The organism is Tenacibaculum haliotis, from assembly GCF_025215075.1.
Lineage (GTDB): Bacteria > Bacteroidota > Bacteroidia > Flavobacteriales > Flavobacteriaceae > Polaribacter > Polaribacter haliotis_B.
Window position 1 is genome coordinate 1 of record NZ_JAOBTH010000023.1, and the last position, 18,290, is coordinate 18,290.

General features: G+C 28.4%; 19 protein-coding genes. 1 reads left to right on the forward strand and 18 read right to left on the reverse strand.

Features of this window, described 5'->3' with window-relative positions:
• From N2251_RS03620 to N2251_RS03655, 8 genes are all read right to left on the reverse strand, one after another.
• Positions 1-189 (reverse strand): helix-turn-helix domain-containing protein (locus N2251_RS03620; RefSeq protein ID WP_260585347.1); only part of this gene is annotated, 189 nt, incomplete at its 3' end.
• A 210-nt stretch (positions 190-399) separates the two neighbouring features.
• Positions 400-999 carry a hypothetical protein gene (locus N2251_RS03625; RefSeq protein WP_260585348.1) on the reverse strand — a complete coding sequence of 200 codons (600 nt, stop codon included), beginning with the start codon at positions 997-999 and terminating at the stop codon, positions 400-402.
• A 170-nt stretch (positions 1,000-1,169) separates the two neighbouring features.
• A complete protein-coding gene (locus N2251_RS03630) occupies positions 1,170-1,628 on the reverse strand; it encodes a hypothetical protein (protein ID WP_260585349.1) in 459 nt (152 codons plus the stop codon).
• 152 nt (positions 1,629-1,780) lie between these two features.
• The gene (locus N2251_RS03635) at positions 1,781-2,164 is read right to left on the reverse strand and encodes a hypothetical protein (RefSeq protein ID WP_260585350.1); all 384 of its coding nucleotides are present in this window, start codon (positions 2,162-2,164) and stop codon (positions 1,781-1,783) included.
• Positions 2,164-3,633, reverse strand: coding sequence for a hypothetical protein (locus N2251_RS03640; protein WP_260585352.1), 1,470 nt, complete (start codon positions 3,631-3,633; stop codon positions 2,164-2,166). Before N2251_RS03640 ends, N2251_RS03635 begins: the two co-directional genes overlap by 1 nt.
• Before the next feature lie 708 nt (positions 3,634-4,341).
• Positions 4,342-4,917, reverse strand: coding sequence for a hypothetical protein (locus tag N2251_RS03645; RefSeq protein WP_260585353.1), 576 nt, complete (start codon positions 4,915-4,917; stop codon positions 4,342-4,344).
• An 8-nt stretch (positions 4,918-4,925) separates the two neighbouring features.
• A complete protein-coding gene (locus N2251_RS03650) occupies positions 4,926-5,789 on the reverse strand; it encodes a PD-(D/E)XK nuclease family protein (protein WP_260585354.1) in 864 nt (287 codons plus the stop codon).
• 153 nt (positions 5,790-5,942) lie between these two features.
• On the reverse strand, positions 5,943-6,380 hold the full coding sequence (locus tag N2251_RS03655; RefSeq protein WP_260585355.1) for a winged helix-turn-helix transcriptional regulator: 438 nt from the start codon (positions 6,378-6,380) through the stop codon (positions 5,943-5,945).
• 134 nt (positions 6,381-6,514) lie between these two features.
• Between N2251_RS03655 and N2251_RS03660 the strand changes: the two genes are divergently transcribed.
• Positions 6,515-7,531: an SDR family oxidoreductase gene (locus N2251_RS03660; RefSeq protein ID WP_260585356.1), complete on the forward strand. Its 1,017-nt coding sequence runs from the start codon at positions 6,515-6,517 to the stop codon at positions 7,529-7,531.
• A 196-nt stretch (positions 7,532-7,727) separates the two neighbouring features.
• Here the strand turns inward: N2251_RS03660 and N2251_RS03665 are convergent, their stop codons facing one another.
• From N2251_RS03665 to N2251_RS03710, 10 genes are all read right to left on the reverse strand, one after another.
• Positions 7,728-8,234, reverse strand: coding sequence for a hypothetical protein (locus tag N2251_RS03665; protein ID WP_260585357.1), 507 nt, complete (start codon positions 8,232-8,234; stop codon positions 7,728-7,730).
• Positions 8,235-8,243: 9 nt separating this feature from the next.
• Positions 8,244-8,774 (reverse strand): hypothetical protein, encoded by a 531-nt coding sequence (locus tag N2251_RS03670; RefSeq protein WP_260585359.1) that lies wholly within the window; start codon positions 8,772-8,774, stop codon positions 8,244-8,246.
• Positions 8,775-8,928: 154 nt separating this feature from the next.
• Positions 8,929-11,562, reverse strand: a complete 2,634-nt coding sequence (locus tag N2251_RS03675; protein WP_260585360.1) for a DUF4062 domain-containing protein — start codon at positions 11,560-11,562, stop codon at positions 8,929-8,931.
• A gap of 167 nt (positions 11,563-11,729) precedes the next feature.
• Positions 11,730-13,184 (reverse strand): P-loop NTPase fold protein, encoded by a 1,455-nt coding sequence (locus tag N2251_RS03680; RefSeq protein WP_260585361.1) that lies wholly within the window; start codon positions 13,182-13,184, stop codon positions 11,730-11,732.
• A gap of 260 nt (positions 13,185-13,444) precedes the next feature.
• Complete coding sequence (locus tag N2251_RS03685; protein ID WP_260585362.1) at positions 13,445-14,212, reverse strand: DNA methyltransferase; 768 nt, start codon at positions 14,210-14,212, stop codon at positions 13,445-13,447.
• Positions 14,213-14,219: 7 nt separating this feature from the next.
• Positions 14,220-15,668, reverse strand: coding sequence for a restriction endonuclease (locus tag N2251_RS03690; protein ID WP_260585363.1), 1,449 nt, complete (start codon positions 15,666-15,668; stop codon positions 14,220-14,222).
• 2 nt (positions 15,669-15,670) lie between these two features.
• The gene (dcm, locus tag N2251_RS03695; RefSeq protein ID WP_260585364.1) at positions 15,671-16,723 is read right to left on the reverse strand and encodes a DNA (cytosine-5-)-methyltransferase; all 1,053 of its coding nucleotides are present in this window, start codon (positions 16,721-16,723) and stop codon (positions 15,671-15,673) included.
• The gene (locus N2251_RS03700) at positions 16,720-17,052 is read right to left on the reverse strand and encodes a helix-turn-helix domain-containing protein (RefSeq protein ID WP_260585365.1); all 333 of its coding nucleotides are present in this window, start codon (positions 17,050-17,052) and stop codon (positions 16,720-16,722) included. Before N2251_RS03700 ends, dcm begins: the two co-directional genes overlap by 4 nt.
• A 305-nt stretch (positions 17,053-17,357) precedes the next feature.
• A complete protein-coding gene (locus tag N2251_RS03705; RefSeq protein ID WP_260585366.1) occupies positions 17,358-17,732 on the reverse strand; it encodes a hypothetical protein in 375 nt (124 codons plus the stop codon).
• A 2-nt stretch (positions 17,733-17,734) separates the two neighbouring features.
• Positions 17,735-17,947 (reverse strand): hypothetical protein, encoded by a 213-nt coding sequence (locus tag N2251_RS03710; RefSeq protein WP_260585367.1) that lies wholly within the window; start codon positions 17,945-17,947, stop codon positions 17,735-17,737.
• Positions 17,948-18,290: the final 343 nt, after the last annotated feature.

Below are 18,290 nucleotides of genomic sequence, written 5' to 3' on the forward strand. Positions count from 1 at the left end.
CCAATGTGCTAATTCTGCATCGTAATTATCTTCTTTATTTTGTACCCATTTGTTGATTTCTCTAGAAATTGTAGAAGGTGTTCTACCAAGAGTTTTAGCAATATAAGCTTTGGTCTTTTTTTCGTTTAAAAGAGTCTGAATAATCACTCTTTCTTTAAGGCTAAGTCTTCTGTGTTTTTTTACTGTCATTTTACAAATCTATAATTTTAGATTTGTTGCGTTAAGTTATTGAATACAGCGTGTTCGTCAGAAATGGCACATAACGTGTTCGTGTATGGTTAGTTGCGTTGGCTAGCAACTAAATTAGTAAAAGAAAACGAACCAGAGGAAAATCCGTAGGATTTTCCGAGTACACACAAAACCAGCAATTGACTATACACGTTGTTGTGCATAGTGTTTTTATTCAGCTTTAATTTCATATGGTTTTTCTGGGAATCCGAATAGAATTGCTTTTTCCTCGTCAATTTCCTTTATTCCAATTAGTGTTTCTCGTTCGTCATTTTCGAAAATTGATGCGAAATAAGTTCCTTGCAAATTTTCTAATATTAATTTCCGTCCATTTCTTTTCATTCTTTTATTCATTTCTTGGATTACTGCACTATCCAAAATTTTGTTGAACGTTAATGGTATTTTCTTGTTATTCCACTGTGCTTTGAATTCAAGCGTCTCAATTTTTTTAGATTCAAGTTCCGTTTTGGTTGGTTCAATTCTTTCATAGTCAGTCGCAAATTCAGTATCCTCTGTTTTAGATTCAGTTTCGCTCAACACAGTGTGAGTTTTTCCCATTCTGCATATTCTTATTCGATTGTCATTTACGAATTCATATTTTGATTCGGAAAGTTTCTCGCTCCATTCAGTTCGGACTTTTAATAATTCGTTTCCGCTTTTTAATTCAAGTTCAAAATGGATGATTTGGTCGTTATTGAATTCAATAAATTCTGGTCGACAATAGTCGTCTCCTGTTTTAATCTTTAGCCAAGTTCCATTCAGGTTTTTCATTTATTTTCTACGGTTTTGGGACATTATACACAACGTTGTTGTATAAAGAAAGTTGCGTTTTTTGTGTGCGAGGAATTTCCTACGGAAATTCAGAAGTAGCAAAAAATGCAACTAACTTTGGTTAAGCACTAATTTAGCAATTTTTTTTATACGGTGTTAGGTGCAGTTTTTTATTTTTTCAGCTTTTCAACTTTAATTTCAGTTTTTTCAATTCCATTAAATTGATATTCTTTTCCTTGTATTTTTAAAATAAACGAATTCCAAGAATTCCATTTGATAAATTCCACACTTGAGAATTCTCCTCTTAAAGAAAAATTTGAGTAAAGGTCATCTTCGTTTACTAATCTTTTCCAAATGATTTTTGTTCCTCCTCCGTTTTCGCTTTCAATTCCTTTTTCAATATAAATTCCGTTATATATTTCTGATGTTGTAATAATTAGTCTATAAAATTCTCCAACTGCAAATTCCTCATTATTCTCCTTTTCAGGAATAAATAATTCTCCTTTGTTGATAGTTGTAATCCATTTATAAATATCTTTTTTACTTTGGTCAGAAGTTCTAATTTCAGACTGTGAGTAAACAGCAAAAGAATTAATAATCATTAAAATAATTATAATCGTTTTCTTCATTTTTTTCAAATTGCACCTAACGGTTTGTATATGGAAAGTGGCAGAATAGATTAGCGCTAACTTTCAGTCCGAAAACAAAGATAGCAGAAAAGCATAAACTTTGTAGTTTGTACTAAACTGCTATTTTTTATATACGTTGTTGTGGTTTGTATTTATTCTATTTCATGAATTGCTTCAACTTTTAAAAAATAATTATTTTTGTAAATGAAAATTATAAAATTGTTTAAATATTTGGCTAATTCCCAATCTCTAACTTTTCCTTTACCATAATATGATCCAGATTGTTTTATTATTTTATTCATACAATATATTTTTTTGTATTTTAAGTTATACAAAGTGTCGATAATAGATAGAGAAGTAAAATCATTTTTTTTGTCATTGTCTTTAAAAACAAAAATATTTTTATTTTCTGTATAATTATACCCTTTTTTTAAATATTTTCCATCTAACTTTATAAATAATGTGTCTTTATTTATTTGAGAATATACTTCGGTAAAAGTTGCTAGTATTAGTATTAGTAAAACATGTCTTCTCATTATTTACAAAATTCTTTAGTTAAACCTGACAATTTTGTATTAATTGTCTTATTTATATTAATTGTATCATTACCTTTATCTAGCCACGCTTTTACTTTGTGCTCTTTTAATCCTTGCCATGCTAGTGCGTCATAAATATTATCTAGAGTATTTGAGGGGTAATTTTCTTTGTAATATTTTACTTCATTCGGTATTAGTTTATTATGTGCTTCTTTTAATGCATTTTTCATTTCACCTATATATAATTTCGCCATTGTTTCATGTTGAGGAGACGCTTTGAAATTATTATTATCAAAATCATTATATGTTTGTTTAAAATCGATATCTCCACCTGTAGGTTTTTTTGAGGTGTTTAGTTTTCTGTACATATCAGCATGAATATATTCATGTAGGAGAGTTCTGATACAAGATAATGAATTCCTATTTGACATTTGATTAGTACTAATATGAATATTTATTAATGTAGTACCAGGTTTATAAATAGTTTTGCCATTAATTTCAATTGTAGTTTTATTTCTGAAAACTTTATATTTTGACGATATATTAATATCAAATTCACTATTCCCATTAAAATTGGCTAATAAGTCTTTAACAAATGTATTTCCATTTTTAGTTAGGCTATCGTTAAGACATTTTTCTTTTCCTGTAAGTCGTGTTGAATCAATTTTATCATCCTCTACACAATTATTATTTTCATCTAATATATAACCTGCACCACAACTAGGAGTATACCAATTTCCTCCGCCTCCAGTAAGGTCATTATTATTTATGTTATCATCACCACTGTTAAAATCATCGTTTAAAAAATCTATAGGTTCATACCATGAATTTCCATTGCTTCCACTATCACCAGTTTCTATACTTGCATTTAGTGACATACAAGGAGCTAATATATACATAGGATCATCATTATTTTCCATTAACCATTGAAGATATTCTATATCATAACAATCATAATCATTAGAAGACCTAGCTTGAGATGAGCTATCGGTTTCGTTTACAATATATTTTTCTTCTTTTTTTCCATTTTTATAGTTGTAAAACTCCGTAAGTCTTCCTTCTTTAGTATGAATTAAGATTGTACCAGAAAATATTTTTGGACTATTATCATTATCATAAAGTAAGGTTATAATTCTATTATCAATTATGCCATTTACTTTTATAGAAGCTACAAAAGACTTTGCTTTAGTAGCGTTTAATTGTATTGGAGAATAAAGTAACTCAGTATTTTCTTTATAATATTCTTCTTTAGAGTTGTTCCAATCAATTCTATCGATAAAAGTGTTAGATGCTCCTCTAGCACTAAAAGAATTGTTATTGTTTAATAAAAATGTTTTTGATTCTGAAATTGTAGGTATAGAAGTCTTATTTTCTATAAGGTTAATTTCGCTTTCACAATTCCAAAATAATAAGGAAACTCCAAAAAGAAATATTCCAAGTTTAAGAAAGTTGATTTTTTTGTTTTTCATACACTGTAAATTTAAAGTTATTAATTGATTTTAATTGTATTAATCGTAATTCTATTCAACCGTCTGAGTGGAATATGAACCACAACGGCTTTGTGCATGATTTCGTTAAGGAAAAGAGCGCAGCACTTTTCCGAATTTGAACGAAAGATAATAAAAGTGCGAGGAAATTCCGCAAGGAAATTCCACCTTAATGAATTATGCACCTTGTTGGGTTTTCGTTTTATGGTTTTTCCGTTCTATTTTAATTCTTATTTCCGCAAAGATTCTAATTCCGCTGTTTTGATTTCCACGTTTTGGTATTCAACTCAATTTTCAAAACTTCTCAAGACTCTCAAAGTTTGTAATTTGATCTCAAAACTTTCCAGTTTTTGATTTTTATTTAACGAAATAACTCTAAACTGGAGTTTTTCTATTTATAAAAAATTGACTTGAAAAAAGAAATTGTTCAAGCTACTTTTTTTGAGTTTTAATTAAACTCCAATATAGCTTTTCAGTAAATTTTTCCAACATTGTAAAAATTCACTTTAAAAGCTAAAAATGTTCAATTTTAACGATTTCCGCTAATGAAACCCAACGTGTTTGTGTAAGATTAGTTGCGTGTTTTAAGCACTAAAGTTAGCAAATAAATCACAGATAGAAAGTCCGCGAGGACTTTCGTAAATTGGCTAAAACCAGCAATTAATTTTACACGGTGTTACCTGCCGTTTTTTATTTCCTACAAGTATTATTTATTTCCTTAAATAATTCTGTTATTTCTGTTGTTTGAAATTTTCTTACTTTTTTAATCAATTGATTTGCATAATCTTCAGTTCTATTTCCTGCATACCACGCAAGTGTTCTATAATCAGAGAAATTTCCGTCAAATGTAGTTTCAAATGAAAAATTCCCATCTTCCCAAGCTATTGATTTATCATTACTTCCGTCAATTCTATCAAAACAATTTTTAATCACATCAAACTTTGGTTTTTTTAATAACTCATTTACTTTACCTAAATCTAAATCTCCGTAATCACAAAATACCCTCAGAGTTTTTCCCCAGTAATGAATAGCCAAACTTCTGTTATTTTCTCCTTTAATAAACCACATAATATCCCAATGATTCCAAATATGTATATCCCAGTCTATAATTGAATTTTTCATTTCTCTATGATAAACTTCTTTTTGTAATTTCTCCCACCACTCGTTTTGAATATTTTTATCTTGGTCTATTAATTGACAGAAGGCATTCCATTTTTCTGAAGTATCGAATAAGCTCATAGCTTTTATTAACAATTCTTTATTCATAATTTTTTTTATAAGTTTTTACATAGCATTTGATATTGAGATATATACTCTCTAATTCTATGATTTGTTTCGGGGGTTTTATTCTTACATTTTTCTAACCACTTCTGTATATCGCTGTCAAAAGTTATATTTTTGACTTTCATCGGAATTTTTTTTGGTAAAGATTTGTAAATGTTAGATGGGTCTTCTTTAGGTTTGCTTATACTTTGTTGTTCATATTGTTTGTGTTCATTAGGCGCTAAATATATGATTTGATATTTTTTTTTATTATCCTCATAATATTTTTTTTCAATTTGTTTAGTTTTCAAATAAATTGCTTTATACCAGTACCTATATAATTGATTTTTTTGGTCAGTAGCCCAGTTTGACTTGTTTTCAATAATAATTATGGATTCAGGATTTTTTCGTTTTATAAGTATGTCTATATTACCTTTTTCAGCAGTTATCTGCCAACTTCCTTTTTGAGGTGATTCTATTCCTATATTTTCAAGAAATTCTAACAAGAAAATATTATCAAGACCGTGAGTTTCTTTTGGGTTTATTAAAAACTTGATTAATTTACTATGCATTGTTTCTTTAATTTTGAAATCAAATTCTTTTTTCAGTAATGTGAAAATATTAAAGTTGTGCCCATCCTTTTTGTTTTGTAATAGGTCTTCTTGAAATTTTATATTCCAATCTACAAATTTATCAAGTTCTAAAATCTCAAAATGATTTTTAGAATAAGACTCTAAACACATAAAATCATTTAATAAATCATTTTCTCTCTCAAGGAATAAAATACTGTTATTAATATAAGAATCATTCCAACCATTTATTAAATCATTTATTTGATTTAGAAATACACTTTTTTCTTTGATATGTAAGCTCATTTTTCTTTTTATAATTCCTTAATCGCATTTTTTAATGGCAGGTAACGTTGTTGTGTATGATTAGTTGCGTGTTTTAAGCACTAAAGTTAGCAAATAAATCACAGATAGAAAGTCCGCGAGGACTTTCGTAAATTGGCTAAAACCAGCAATTAATTATACACGTTGTTGTAGCCAGTTATTTTTCTTGTAATTTTCTATTATATTTTCAATAAACTGTTCTTTGTTACCTCTTATCATTTCTATCTGTTCTCCTGCATATAAATCTGAATGAAATTCTCGTAGGTTATTATCACTCCAAATTATTAGTTCTACTATTAATGGTGTAAGTGCAATTCCCTTTTCTGTTAATGTGTATATGTTTGTTTTTTTGTTTTCAGGAAGTTTTCCCTTTATTATAATTTTAAATTCCTCAAGCATTTTTAATCTCGAAGACAAAATATTTGTTGCGATAGCTTCTTCACTTTCAATAAAATCTTTAAATGTTTTTTTATTTTCAGTCAGCATTTGCTTAATAATTACTAAAGACCACTTATCTCCAATAATATCAATTGCACTAGTAATTGGGCAGTCGCATCTAAATTTATGTTCCATTTTCAATTTTGTATTACCTTAAAATTATTTTGTAAAAATACATTTTTTTATTTATTGCTTGCAAAACAAAAGTAATATATTATCTTTGCTTGCATTTTGCAAGTAATAATTTGATTTAAATAAAATTTATTAAAATGAAAAAAGTATTAGTAACGGGAATTTCAGGATATGTTGGTCTGCACGCAGCGGTGGAATTATTAAAAAATGGATATGCAGTCAAAGGTTCAGTTAGAAATTTATCCAAAAGAGACGAATTAACACGAGCAATTCGTAGAGAAGTTGAGCCCAAAGGTAATTTAGAGTTTTGCGAGCTTAATCTTTTAAAAGATGAAGGTTGGATGGAAGCAATGCAGGATTGTGACTATGTTTTACATATTGCCTCTCCTTATGTGGCAAGTGAGCCTAAAGATGAAAATGAAATTATAAAACCTGCTATTGAAGGTACACAACGTGCTTTAAATTTTGCTAAAAACGCAGGTGTTAAGAGAGTGGTTTTAACTTCCTCTATAGTTGCAATGTTTGGTGATGCAAATAAGTCATTAAACATAGAACAAGATACTTGGACTAATCCAAATGCTAAAAATATGTCCGCTTATGTAAAAAGTAAAACACTTGCAGAAAAGAGTGCTTGGGATTTTATAGAAACTCAAAAAGGGGATAACAAGTTAGAATTGGTTGTTATTAATCCAGGTCCAATTTGGGGACCAACCTTGTCAGATAAACTCTCTGGTGAATCAATGAATATTGTTAAGGATATGATAACTGGAAAAATGCCAATGCTTGCCAAAGTGCGCATTAATATGTCAGATGTAAGAGATATTGCCAATATTCACGTTAAGGCTTTAGAGAATGAGAAGGCTAATGGACAACGATTTGTTGTTGCAACTGAAAATCCATATTCGTTTAAAGAAATGGCTCAAATCTTAAAATCAAATGGAAATGATAAAGTAAGCACTTTAGAAGGTCCAAATTTCTTATTAAAATTTATGTCTAATTTTAATAGCGATTTAAAAGGTATGAAGCCTTTTATTGGAAACACTTATGACGCAGATGTTAGCAAAACAAAGGAAGTGTTTAACTGGAAGCCGATTTCTTTTGAAAAGTCTATTTTAGACACAGTTCAATCAGTAAAACAACGATTGAACAAATAGTTATTTTTCAATTATCACTCGAATTTCAATCAAAGTTCGAGTGATTTTTTAATTGGCTACAACGTTGTTGTATATGGTTTGTTGCGTGGTTAAGCACGTAATTTAGCAAATAAAAACCGAATAGAAAATCCGCAAGGATTTTCGTAAGTAGGCTAGAACTAGCAATAAATTATATACGGTGTTAGCAGCTGTTGTTTTAAAATGTTTCATCTATGGTTTTTCCTCCATATAGATTTATCAAGTGCTTATAGGCTTTTATTAATCTTTTATCTAGCTCATCATTTTTTATTGATTGTGAAAGTTTAATCACAAGTTTGTTTGAAGTATAGGAATAATTAATAGAATTGTCGGTTCTGTTTTTAGAGCAGATATTTACTCCTTCTTTAAAACAATTTCCTTTGTTACAAGAAAATATCATTAAATAATTATCTGAATCTATTTGTTTTCTAATAATTATGTTACTAATATTTTTTATAAGTACTGTGTTAATGTAAATTGTTGTTCCTCCAAATTCTTCTTTACATAGTGAAGTGTCAGCATATTGAAAATCAGTCATTTTTTCATTTCCAAATTCTATTACGGAACCAGAATAACTATTTAATACTGATTTTATCCATTCCTGAGTATTTTCTTTATTGGGGGCTTTTTTTTGTCCAAATATATTTAAACAAGTTAATATAATTAATAAAGGTAAGTATTTCATAATATTTATTTATAGTGGTGTGATAAATTCGTCATCAGAATCTATCCAGTCATTAGTTTTCCATTTATTTTCTTCATCATAATCATAATTCATTCCTGTATCTTCTTCTATCCAACTATTTAGGTATTTTTGAATCATGTAAGCTTCTTTATATTTATTTTCTTTAATATTTAAAAAGTGATTAAAAGTTTCTTTACCATAGTTACCTGTTAAATTACTTTGTTTTGCTATTAGTTGATTTTTTAAAGGTAATTTTTCAATTTGATTACTAAAGTAAGAACTTTCTATACAGTATGATTTAAATTCATTTTCGCTAAACACATTTCTATATTTTTGATTTAATAAATTATCGTTAGTTATTAATATTGGTTCAGTCCATTTTTTATGATTTAAGGAAAACTCTGTTAATACTTGATATTCATTTTCAATATATTCAATTGAAGAATTATAGTCTAAAATTTTTCTCAACATGATGTCATTTGGATATTTTCCTGAATTATGGGATTTATCTGTAAATGATATGTAAAATTTTCTATTCATCTTTTAATTGCTGCTAACGTTGTTGTATATGGTTTGTTGCGTGTTTTAAGCACCTAATTTAGTAAATAATTACCGACCAAGAAAGTCCGCGAGGTCTTTCGCAAGTAGGCAATAAGCGAGCAATAAATTATATACGGTGTTGTGTGCCGTTTTTTTAATTCATTTTATTTATCAATCCTAAATCAGGGTTTTTCTTTTGATAAAGATGCTTTGCTCGGCATTTTTTTGCTAATAAATTTAAAATTCTTTTATCTCCTAATTCAGTTGCATAAAAATTTATGTTATAGTTTAATACTTGTAAAATATCAGATAAGTAGAAAGAATTTTTATCTAAATGAATTATGTAATTATCAATAACTTTATTCCAATTTTTCGGTCTTTCTGCAGCTATTAAAATCATTAGTTCGTGTTTAATTAAACTATTTGATTCATTTTCTGCTTTTTTTATTAATAGAGGACCCATTTTTGTTGAAAATAAATCATCTTTAAAAAAACCAACTACGTTTGTTGGAACAGCTAATAATACAGCTTTTCTTTTTTGTGCTGGGTCATCAATTAAAAAATCATCATCAGCTAATTCAAATTTTGCACCTTCAAAAGTAGCTTTTCCTCTATCAGCAAGTATTGGTGAAAGAGCTATTAATAACTTATTGATTTCAAGCCAAGAGTTGGTAATGTTACTCAAAAGCTCATATTTAATTTTAGGGTCAACAAAATCACTATTTCTCAAAGCACGAGAGCAAGCAGATACTTGTTGCATTAAAACTAAAAATGAATAATCTCTAAGTACGGAATTAATAACTTGATTGTAAGGTTTAATTTGATTGTAATATTTATCACTGTGTTTATCTTTTACTTCATCGGGTAAACCTGATGAAACAATATCTTGACTTATTTTTTTTTCTTCTCTTTCTAGATTTTCAATTTTTGGTTTCCAAGAAATAGACTTAAAAGGATTAATTGTATCTGGAATGTTTACTTTTGATTTTACTGTTTGTAATGTTTCTATTAAATCACTGTTTAACGTCTTTAATGCATCTTCACGGTTTCTATCAATACCTGTGTAAAATTCTATAATTTCAGGATAATCAATATACTTTTTTTGCGAATAAACTATCTCTAAAAAATCTTTATTCATTTTCATTCTTTGAGCAATAAAATAAAACACCCAATATGAATTTCTAAAATATATCTTTTGAGTAAATTTATTTAAACTAAGTATAGAATTATCAATTAATAAATTTAATAGATAAGATAAATCGATTTCTATGAAGTTTTGTTCACAACATTCTTTCAGTTCAGTCTTAAAAGTAGATTCCGTGAATTCAAAGTCATTTTTTAAAATTAAATATTCACAAAAATATCCTAATACAAAATTACAATCCTTAATGTCTGGTTTTTCATCGTGGTATGTAGGTATTTCATAATCCTCAAAGATTGACGAAAGAATTGTCTCAAGAAGTTTAGTCCTATTTATTGGCGAATACTCAGAACCTATCCTAGAGGAAGCACGAAGAACACTCAAACAATTTTTTACTGTTCGATGAAGGTTTAATATTTCTAAATCCTTGGTAACTTTATCTAGAATGGTGTCACTATCATCTTGAAGTGATTTGTTTTTTGCATATGAAGTTACAACTGACCTTAGTTCGTTTTTAGGTAGTGGCAATAAATAATAATTTGTAAAAGGTCTTTTAATTTGTACTTTATCATCTTCATCCGATTTTAGGAAAAAGTTGTTGTCGAGTGTGTTTAATATTATTATTGGAATTTCAGTAAATTCAGTACAAACATTTTTGATTAAAGGCATCATACCTAATTCTTCAAAACAAACGGAATCTAATATAATGCAGTCAATTTGAGTAATGTCTTTATTATAATATTCATTTGATTCTTTCTTTAAATCTTTAATTACCTTATGTTTTTTTGTGTTTTTAGCATCTAAATACAAAAATGATTTTCCTTTGTTCCAAGCTTCTAATTTTAAATAATGAGCTAATGATGTAAGACCAAACTCTGTTGGTGCTTTTATTATTATATTAGTTGGATTATTGATAATGGAACTAATCTCAATTTTATTATCTAAATTTTTAGTTGGGTTGTTTGGTACTTCTCTTTTTGAACTTATTATAGGTTCAATCCATATTGGGCTTTTCTCATTATACGTTTTTAATGATTCTTCCAATTCGCGCTTTAATTTATCAAGAATTAAATCAATCTCTTGAACTTTTTCAGTCGGATTTGCTAACGGTGAGTTTTCCTGAATAAATAACTCTAAATTTTGCTTTAATAATTCTTCAAACCGCTCTTTACTTTCAAAATCAACGTATAAGCCTTTACTTTGAATATTACTTTTAAAACTTTTAACCTTTTTTCTTTGCTCAATTATTTCTTCAATTTTAGGATGGTCAATATCAACTTCATCTTTACCGAAAAAGAATATAATTTTTGGCGCATTATTTGTTTTTTTCTTCCTTTCTAGTGAGTCGTTAAACTCGTGTTCAGTTCCACTTCCTGCTTTTTTTGTTGGATGCCCAAACCTGTTTTTCATTATTCCAATAAAAATATCGTAGTCCGATTTTTTAATGTATTCATCTATTATTTCTTGACCATTTTTCCCCATATCAGGTAAAACATCATATTCCCACATAAATGTTTTAAAATTTATTCCTAAATGTTGAGCTAAACCATTATTTATGTCTTGAATTACTTCTTCGCAAATTTCTCTTTCTATTTTACAATCTCCTGGCGAGGAAATAAAACATTTAAATATTTTTAATAATTCCATATGTTGTTTATTGGTAATTAGTTGGTTTCAAATGGCATACAACGTGTTTGTGTATGATTAGTGGCGTGTTTAAGCACCTAATTTAGCAAATAAAAACCGAATAGAAAATCCGCGAGGATTTTCGTAAGTAAGCTTGAACTAGCCATTAATTATACACGTTGTTGTGCCTAGTTTTTTACTCTTGTTAAATTCAAATATTCTTCAAATGCTATTTTTAAAAGTGAGGCAAAGGGGAAGTCTAATCTTTTAGTTTCAGATTTATCCAAGTAAGTAACTTCCTTAATATTTGCACTTGTTTCATCTCCCCAATCTCCATATCTAATAGCTGAATATTTTATTGAAATATTTAAATCTGCATTGACATATTCAAAATCGCCTTCCGCTGTTTTATGATTTTTGTAGTCAATTAAAGCAATTAAATTCCCATATCTCCTAAGTTGTCTATCATTAACTACTTTTGTTGGATTTCTTTCAACTAGTTTATCTAATGCTAATCTTAAACTCGTTATTGAACCATAAAACGAAATCAAAAAATCAAAAACTAATATTTTTTGAAAATGCCAACTCGATGACCTTCCGTAATTTTCGTCTATTACAAAATCGAAGAATTTCAAATGATATTCCTTGTCAAATAGTTTTAATAAAGTTCTAAGGTTTAATAAATCGTTATTGATTAAATCCTCTAAAATTTCTTGAAAATTTACAGTTGTTGTTCTATTTCTATTCTTTAAGTTAATAATGTGGTCGTATGCACCTTGAATTTTTATTGAAGAAAGTATTTTGTCTACTGATTTACTGACAATTTCTTTATTGTCAAAATAATGAATTTCTCTACTATAAAATTTGTCAATATAACCTGAGAAGTCAACATTTGTACCGTATTTTGAATGGAATAAATTTCTAATATTCTCTATATCACATACAAGAATTATTTTGTGGAAACCAAATTTGTTTTCTGTAAAATTCCCAATATCAAAATGACAAGCGAATACATTTAGTATTCTAAAAATATGCTCAGGGTCAAGCCTATCTAAATCATCAATTACAAGAACTATTTCTTTATCATTCTCTTTAAGCTTTTCTATTAATCCTGAAATCAATTCAGTAATTCTGTTTTCCTCATAGATAGAATTGTCTCTAGCAGTTAATTCTTTTAAAAAGTCGATAAGCTCCTTCTTCTCATCAATTTGTGATTCAGAGTTATGCTCTTTAATATTGTTTACTAGTTTTTTCAGGTTTTCATATACATCACTAAATGCTTTTCCAATTTTTCCGCCACTTTTCGCTAAAAGAGACATAGTATCTAAAAAATTGTCTTTTAAATAAAATTGAGCAGTCAATAATTTTGAAAAATCAGTTTTTTCATAATCTACATTTTTGCCAAGAAGTTCAAAAGCAATATCGTACTTTATATAATCAATAATATCATCGTTATTGGATATTGAATAATTAACAGGTGAGAGTAAGAATAATTCGTATTTATCCGAGTTTTGTTCAAAAAATTCCTTTAAAAAGTAAGTTTTCCCAATACCAAAAATTCCTGAAAAAATCATCTGGTTATTGTCGTCTTGATTCAGGTGATTTTCGAATCTTTCAATTTCTGATGTAATGTCAATTTTCAATTTTACGTTTTGATTTTAAATTAGGCACAACGGTCTAGTATAAGAATAGTAGCGGATTTTTATACACTTACTTTTCGTATAAACACAGACCTTTTTTATATTTACTTGCTTTCGTTTTAGTAATTAAACCGCTATTATTTTTATACATTGTTGTACACTGGCTTTTTCTTTCCGCAAACTTGCTAGCGTTGGCAAAGACATACTCTTTTGCAATTTTTGGCTTGTGCAGTGGCTGTAGCGAATTGCAAATGTGTATGGCTTTAAGCGTTGGCTTTTTCAGTTAGATATTCCGCTTGTGCTTCTTTAAATATTCTCAACTGTTTGTTTTGTTCAATCAATATTTCATTCAGTTCGTGAGATTCTTTTTCTTGATTCGGGAACTGAATTGAATAAGCACTTGGAATTGATGTATCTACTTTTACATCAGGTAAATGTTCCTTAATTTTTTCTAAAGATCTCTCAAAATAGTTCTCACTTATTTCGCAACCAGTTAAACTAATTCCTGCATTGTAGCAAGCGATAGCAATTGTTCCACTTCCTAAATGTGTATCGAGTATTTTGTCTCCTTGTTTAGCATACATTTTAAGTAGCCAATTATAAAGGTCAAGTGGTTTTTGTGTTGGATGGGTTTTATTTCTGTTTTTTCTAACGCTATAATGAAAAATTTTGGCAGGTCTATCTAGTGAAGACCAAGCCATTTCTGCCATAGCGAAATTATTAAGGGATTCAGGCTGTTTTTTATCCCAAATTATATATCCTTTATTGTATTCACTTCTTAACCATAATTGTCCAAAATAGTTACCACCCCAAATAATTTGGTTTTTTGAAACACGGAAAAGTTCATTAAAATATTCATCATTTGGTTTTACATCCCATTGTGCATATTCTTTCATATTAAACTTTTTATCACCACCTCTTTTGGTTTTATTTAATATTCCATAGGGTGGGTCAACAATAGCTAAATCAAAATAATTATCTGGATATCTTGACATTAAATCCATATTGTTCTCTCTCGTAATTGATATCATAATTATCTTATCTTTTTGTTGCGAACCTTTCAATAGTCATATTTGAAATACTTTTACTGATGTCGGTTCCTAAATTATTTGTGATTATTGAGTCAAAGTCCTCAAAATCTATTTCTCTTATGTCGTTGTCTATATTATTGTATAAATATTCTGAAAATGTGCTTGCTCGAATTATAACTATTGGTGAAGCTTGAATATCTTGTAAAACAGCAGGAACATATCTTGGTGCAACTACAATTGTATATTCGCCACCAATTTTATCTCTATGACCAGCTAATCTACCTGAGTTTATACCAGAGAGTTTATTTTTAGTAGATTTTGCATCTACTGCAAACTTTTTCTTTTTTGTAAGATACAGACATTCAATATCTGTATTACCTGCACCACCAATTTTTTCAGCTTCTACATTGTAGAACATATTGAAGCCATCTGTAAGTGCATCTTCAAATAAATAAGCTTCTTTACCATCATTGTTATTTGAATATTGCTCAATTAATTTAGGTAGATTTAGTAATTTAAGTTTTAATTCATTTTCAACTTCTCCGATTGAATCAAGTAAAATTCTTGGATAGAAACTATAAATCTCTTTTATAACATCTATTTTTAATCTTTCAGGGTCATTTAGTAAAAGGGGTTTTTCTAAAAAAGAGTAATTTGTTTCAAGACTATTAACTAGGTCTTTTAATTGAGCTGGAATTTCTACAACATTTCTAGTTACTTTTCTAAAAGTTTGTGTCGTACCGTGTTGAAGTTTACAAATTAATTCTCCTTGTGTTTTATCTAAAACACCTGCCCCTGAAAATAATGTTGACACATAATAATCCCACTCATACGCTGAATTCACATAAGCGTGTCTATCTTCCTGAAATTTTTCAGCTAATTCTTCGTTGGATAATTTTCTTAAATCTAATATCTCTTTTACTAACTCTTCATAAATATCGGAAGTTACTTCTTGGATAAACACCACAATATATGCAACTTCAAAAGCAAAAAGTTTGTTTTCCAATCTGGAATCGGACAGTAACTTAAAAATTAAGCGAAAAGGATATAATTGAAAATCTTTATTAGTACCACTATGAGGATGTTGGTATTGAACAGCCCATAACATTGTCAGGAATATTTTCGAAGACTTTTCCTTATCCTCAATATGTTTTAAGAAAAGGTTTCCAAGTGGACTATATAAAAACCTATCATCGTCATCAATTTTCGCTTGATATCCAAACATATAATATGACAGTTGATTGATTTTATGATTTATTGCATCAAGAGGCATATCAGGATTTCTCTCACTATATAAACCTACTTCACGTAATTTTAAATTTAGACGTGCTTTTTCTTCTTTCGATATTGCAGTTTTAGAAAACGATTTTAAAAACTCGGCAACTGAACATAAAAGTCCAAAATCACTTATGTGGCGATATAAAATCCACTTTTTGCTATCTATTCTTAATGTCATTATTAATTATGAATCTGTTCAACAATTTTTTTTATTAACAAAGGGGGAATACACTCACCAATACATTTTCTTATTAAAAGCTCATTGGTGTCATTCGGAATATTCCAGTCAGCAGGTAAAGAAGATAAAAGTATTAGTTCTAATGGTGTCAAAACCCTTGCATCAGAATACAATCCATTTGATAATTTTCTTCCTGGATGAACATTTAATTGTGAGCTGATTGCATCATTTCTCATTGTGATTGTTGGTGCAGGTTCGTCCCATTTAATTCTACGATAAGTTGTGTTGTAACTTTTTATTCTATCTCCGTTTTCTTTGACAGGAAAATGTATTTTGTTCTCAAATGCTGTTTTTCCAGTTGGTGTATTCTGCATCCAAGTAATATGTCTTTCATTATGTTTTCTCGCAAAATGCCATTTTATATTAGACTTTTCATTTGCTTCAATACTTGGAAGATGTCCAATAGCTTCTTCTACAGTAATAATATTTTGAGTTGTTGGGGAATTCCATTTTAATCCCTTTTTATACATTTTAATTATTGCACGAACTCTTCTTTGAGGAACTCCAAATAATTGTGCATCATATTCTTCTGCTTCTATTTGGTATTTGTCTTTAAAAAGAATTGATAAGATGTCAATTATTTTCATTAACTGACCTTGAAATGGTAACTCTATTTTGAAAAAAGTTGGTACGTTTTCAATTAATACATAAGTCGGATTCTTTTTCTCAATAAATTCTATTATTCTAAAAACCAGAAAATTTCTTTCGTCATTTAACATTTGGTTTTTACTTCTATTTTTTCCAGCTACACTCATTCCTTGACAAGGTGGTGATGCTATTAAAAAATCTAGATTATCAGATGATGATTCAAGAATCTGTTTAAATATTGTTTCATTTTGAATATCTCCAGATATCATATTACAGTCTTTATTGACTGAACGATATAAGTTTGCTCGTTCTTCTAAAAGTTCATTTGCAACCGTAATATTAACACCTATCTCATTGAAATAAGTTTCTGAAATTCCAGCACTAGAAAATAAAGATGTTCCTATCATTTGTTAAATTGTAATAAACCTTGTGTTGCTTTTGTAATTTTATAATGATCTGCTTTCTCCTTTGCAAGACTTAAAAGGTCAGCAGTATCGTCTTTTTGGTAAATTAATTCTGCAATTTTTTCACTTAAAAATTCTTTCTCTAGCTGTTGTAAGTCTAAACTAAAAATGTCAGCAAGTTTTGGAATTATATCTTCCGAAACACTTCGTTTATGATTTTCAATTTTTGAAAGTGTTGATTGGTCTATGTCCAATGCAGCAGCTAGCTTTGTTAAAGTCAAATTATTTTCGATTCGCAATTTGTGAATGTACTCTCCAAATGTTTCTTTCATCTTCTTGAATATTTTGCCTTGACAATTTTGTCAAATATAGGTAATATTATTCAGATAAGAGTGGTTTGAGCGTTGGGAAATTTTAGCTCTTTTGGTTTTTCGAGCGTTGGAATAAAGCATTGGCAAAAACCGAAAGTGCTAAAATATGCGGCTGGTTTTAGCTTGTGTACAACGTGTTTGTATATAGTTTGTTGCGTAGTTTAAGCACTAAAGTTAGCAAATAAAAACCGAATAGAAAATCCGCAAGGATTTTCGTAAGTAGGCTAGAACTAGCAATGAATTATATACGGTGTTGTAAAACGTTTTTATTTTTCGGTTTCTTTATTTCCGTCAAGTTTCAATTCATTTCGTTTAATATTTTGCAAAATCGTAAAATTCCAAATGATAAAAACAATTGTCAATATCGTAAATAAAATTCCGCAATAAAGAAATACATCTTGAAGTGTTTCCAAAATAACTTTTTCTTTTTCCATAGGTTCTAAAGTTATTTTTTGTGAAATAGTGACAGATAAATAAGCTCCCCACATTAGAGATGCTAACAAGGTAAACACATCTGATAAAATACTTTTACTTTTAATTGAATTCAGATTGTCGTTGGTAACTAAATAAAATGTTACTTTTTTAGGAACGATTTTACTTTCGACAAGACCTCCAGTTTCTCCGAGTTTAAAATCAGTCATATTTATCCGTTTTTAAATTCAATTCCAGAGTTTGGATATTTCTTTTTTAATTCTTCAACTACTTGCTTTCGGATATTTTGTAAATCATCTGCTGTTGGTTTCTTTAGATTTGGATTTGCATTTAGCATTCCTTCTAATAATCTCTCTAAAACTCCTAACCTAAATTCATTATCAAGAATTTGGTTAGCATCAATTTCTCCAAATTTTATTCCCATATTTTTATTATTTCAGTATGTTCGTTTTAAATGTTTTACAACGGTTTTATATATGGTTTGTTGCGTGTTTTGAGCAACTAATATAGTTTAAAAAACTAAAACATCTACATTTGCGAGTATTTTCCGCAGGAAAATAAATGAGCAATGAACTATATATGTTGTTGCCAAATGCGACTTTTTGTTTAAATTCTAGACTTTAAATATTTTCTAAATTATTGAATTTAAGTAAAATTTAATTCAGCATTTTTTAATTCCATAATATTTATTTTCAGTTTTTATAAAACTCTAAATTTTTAATGTTTTTAAATTATTCAATTTAAGTGAAATTTCAATTCCACGTTTT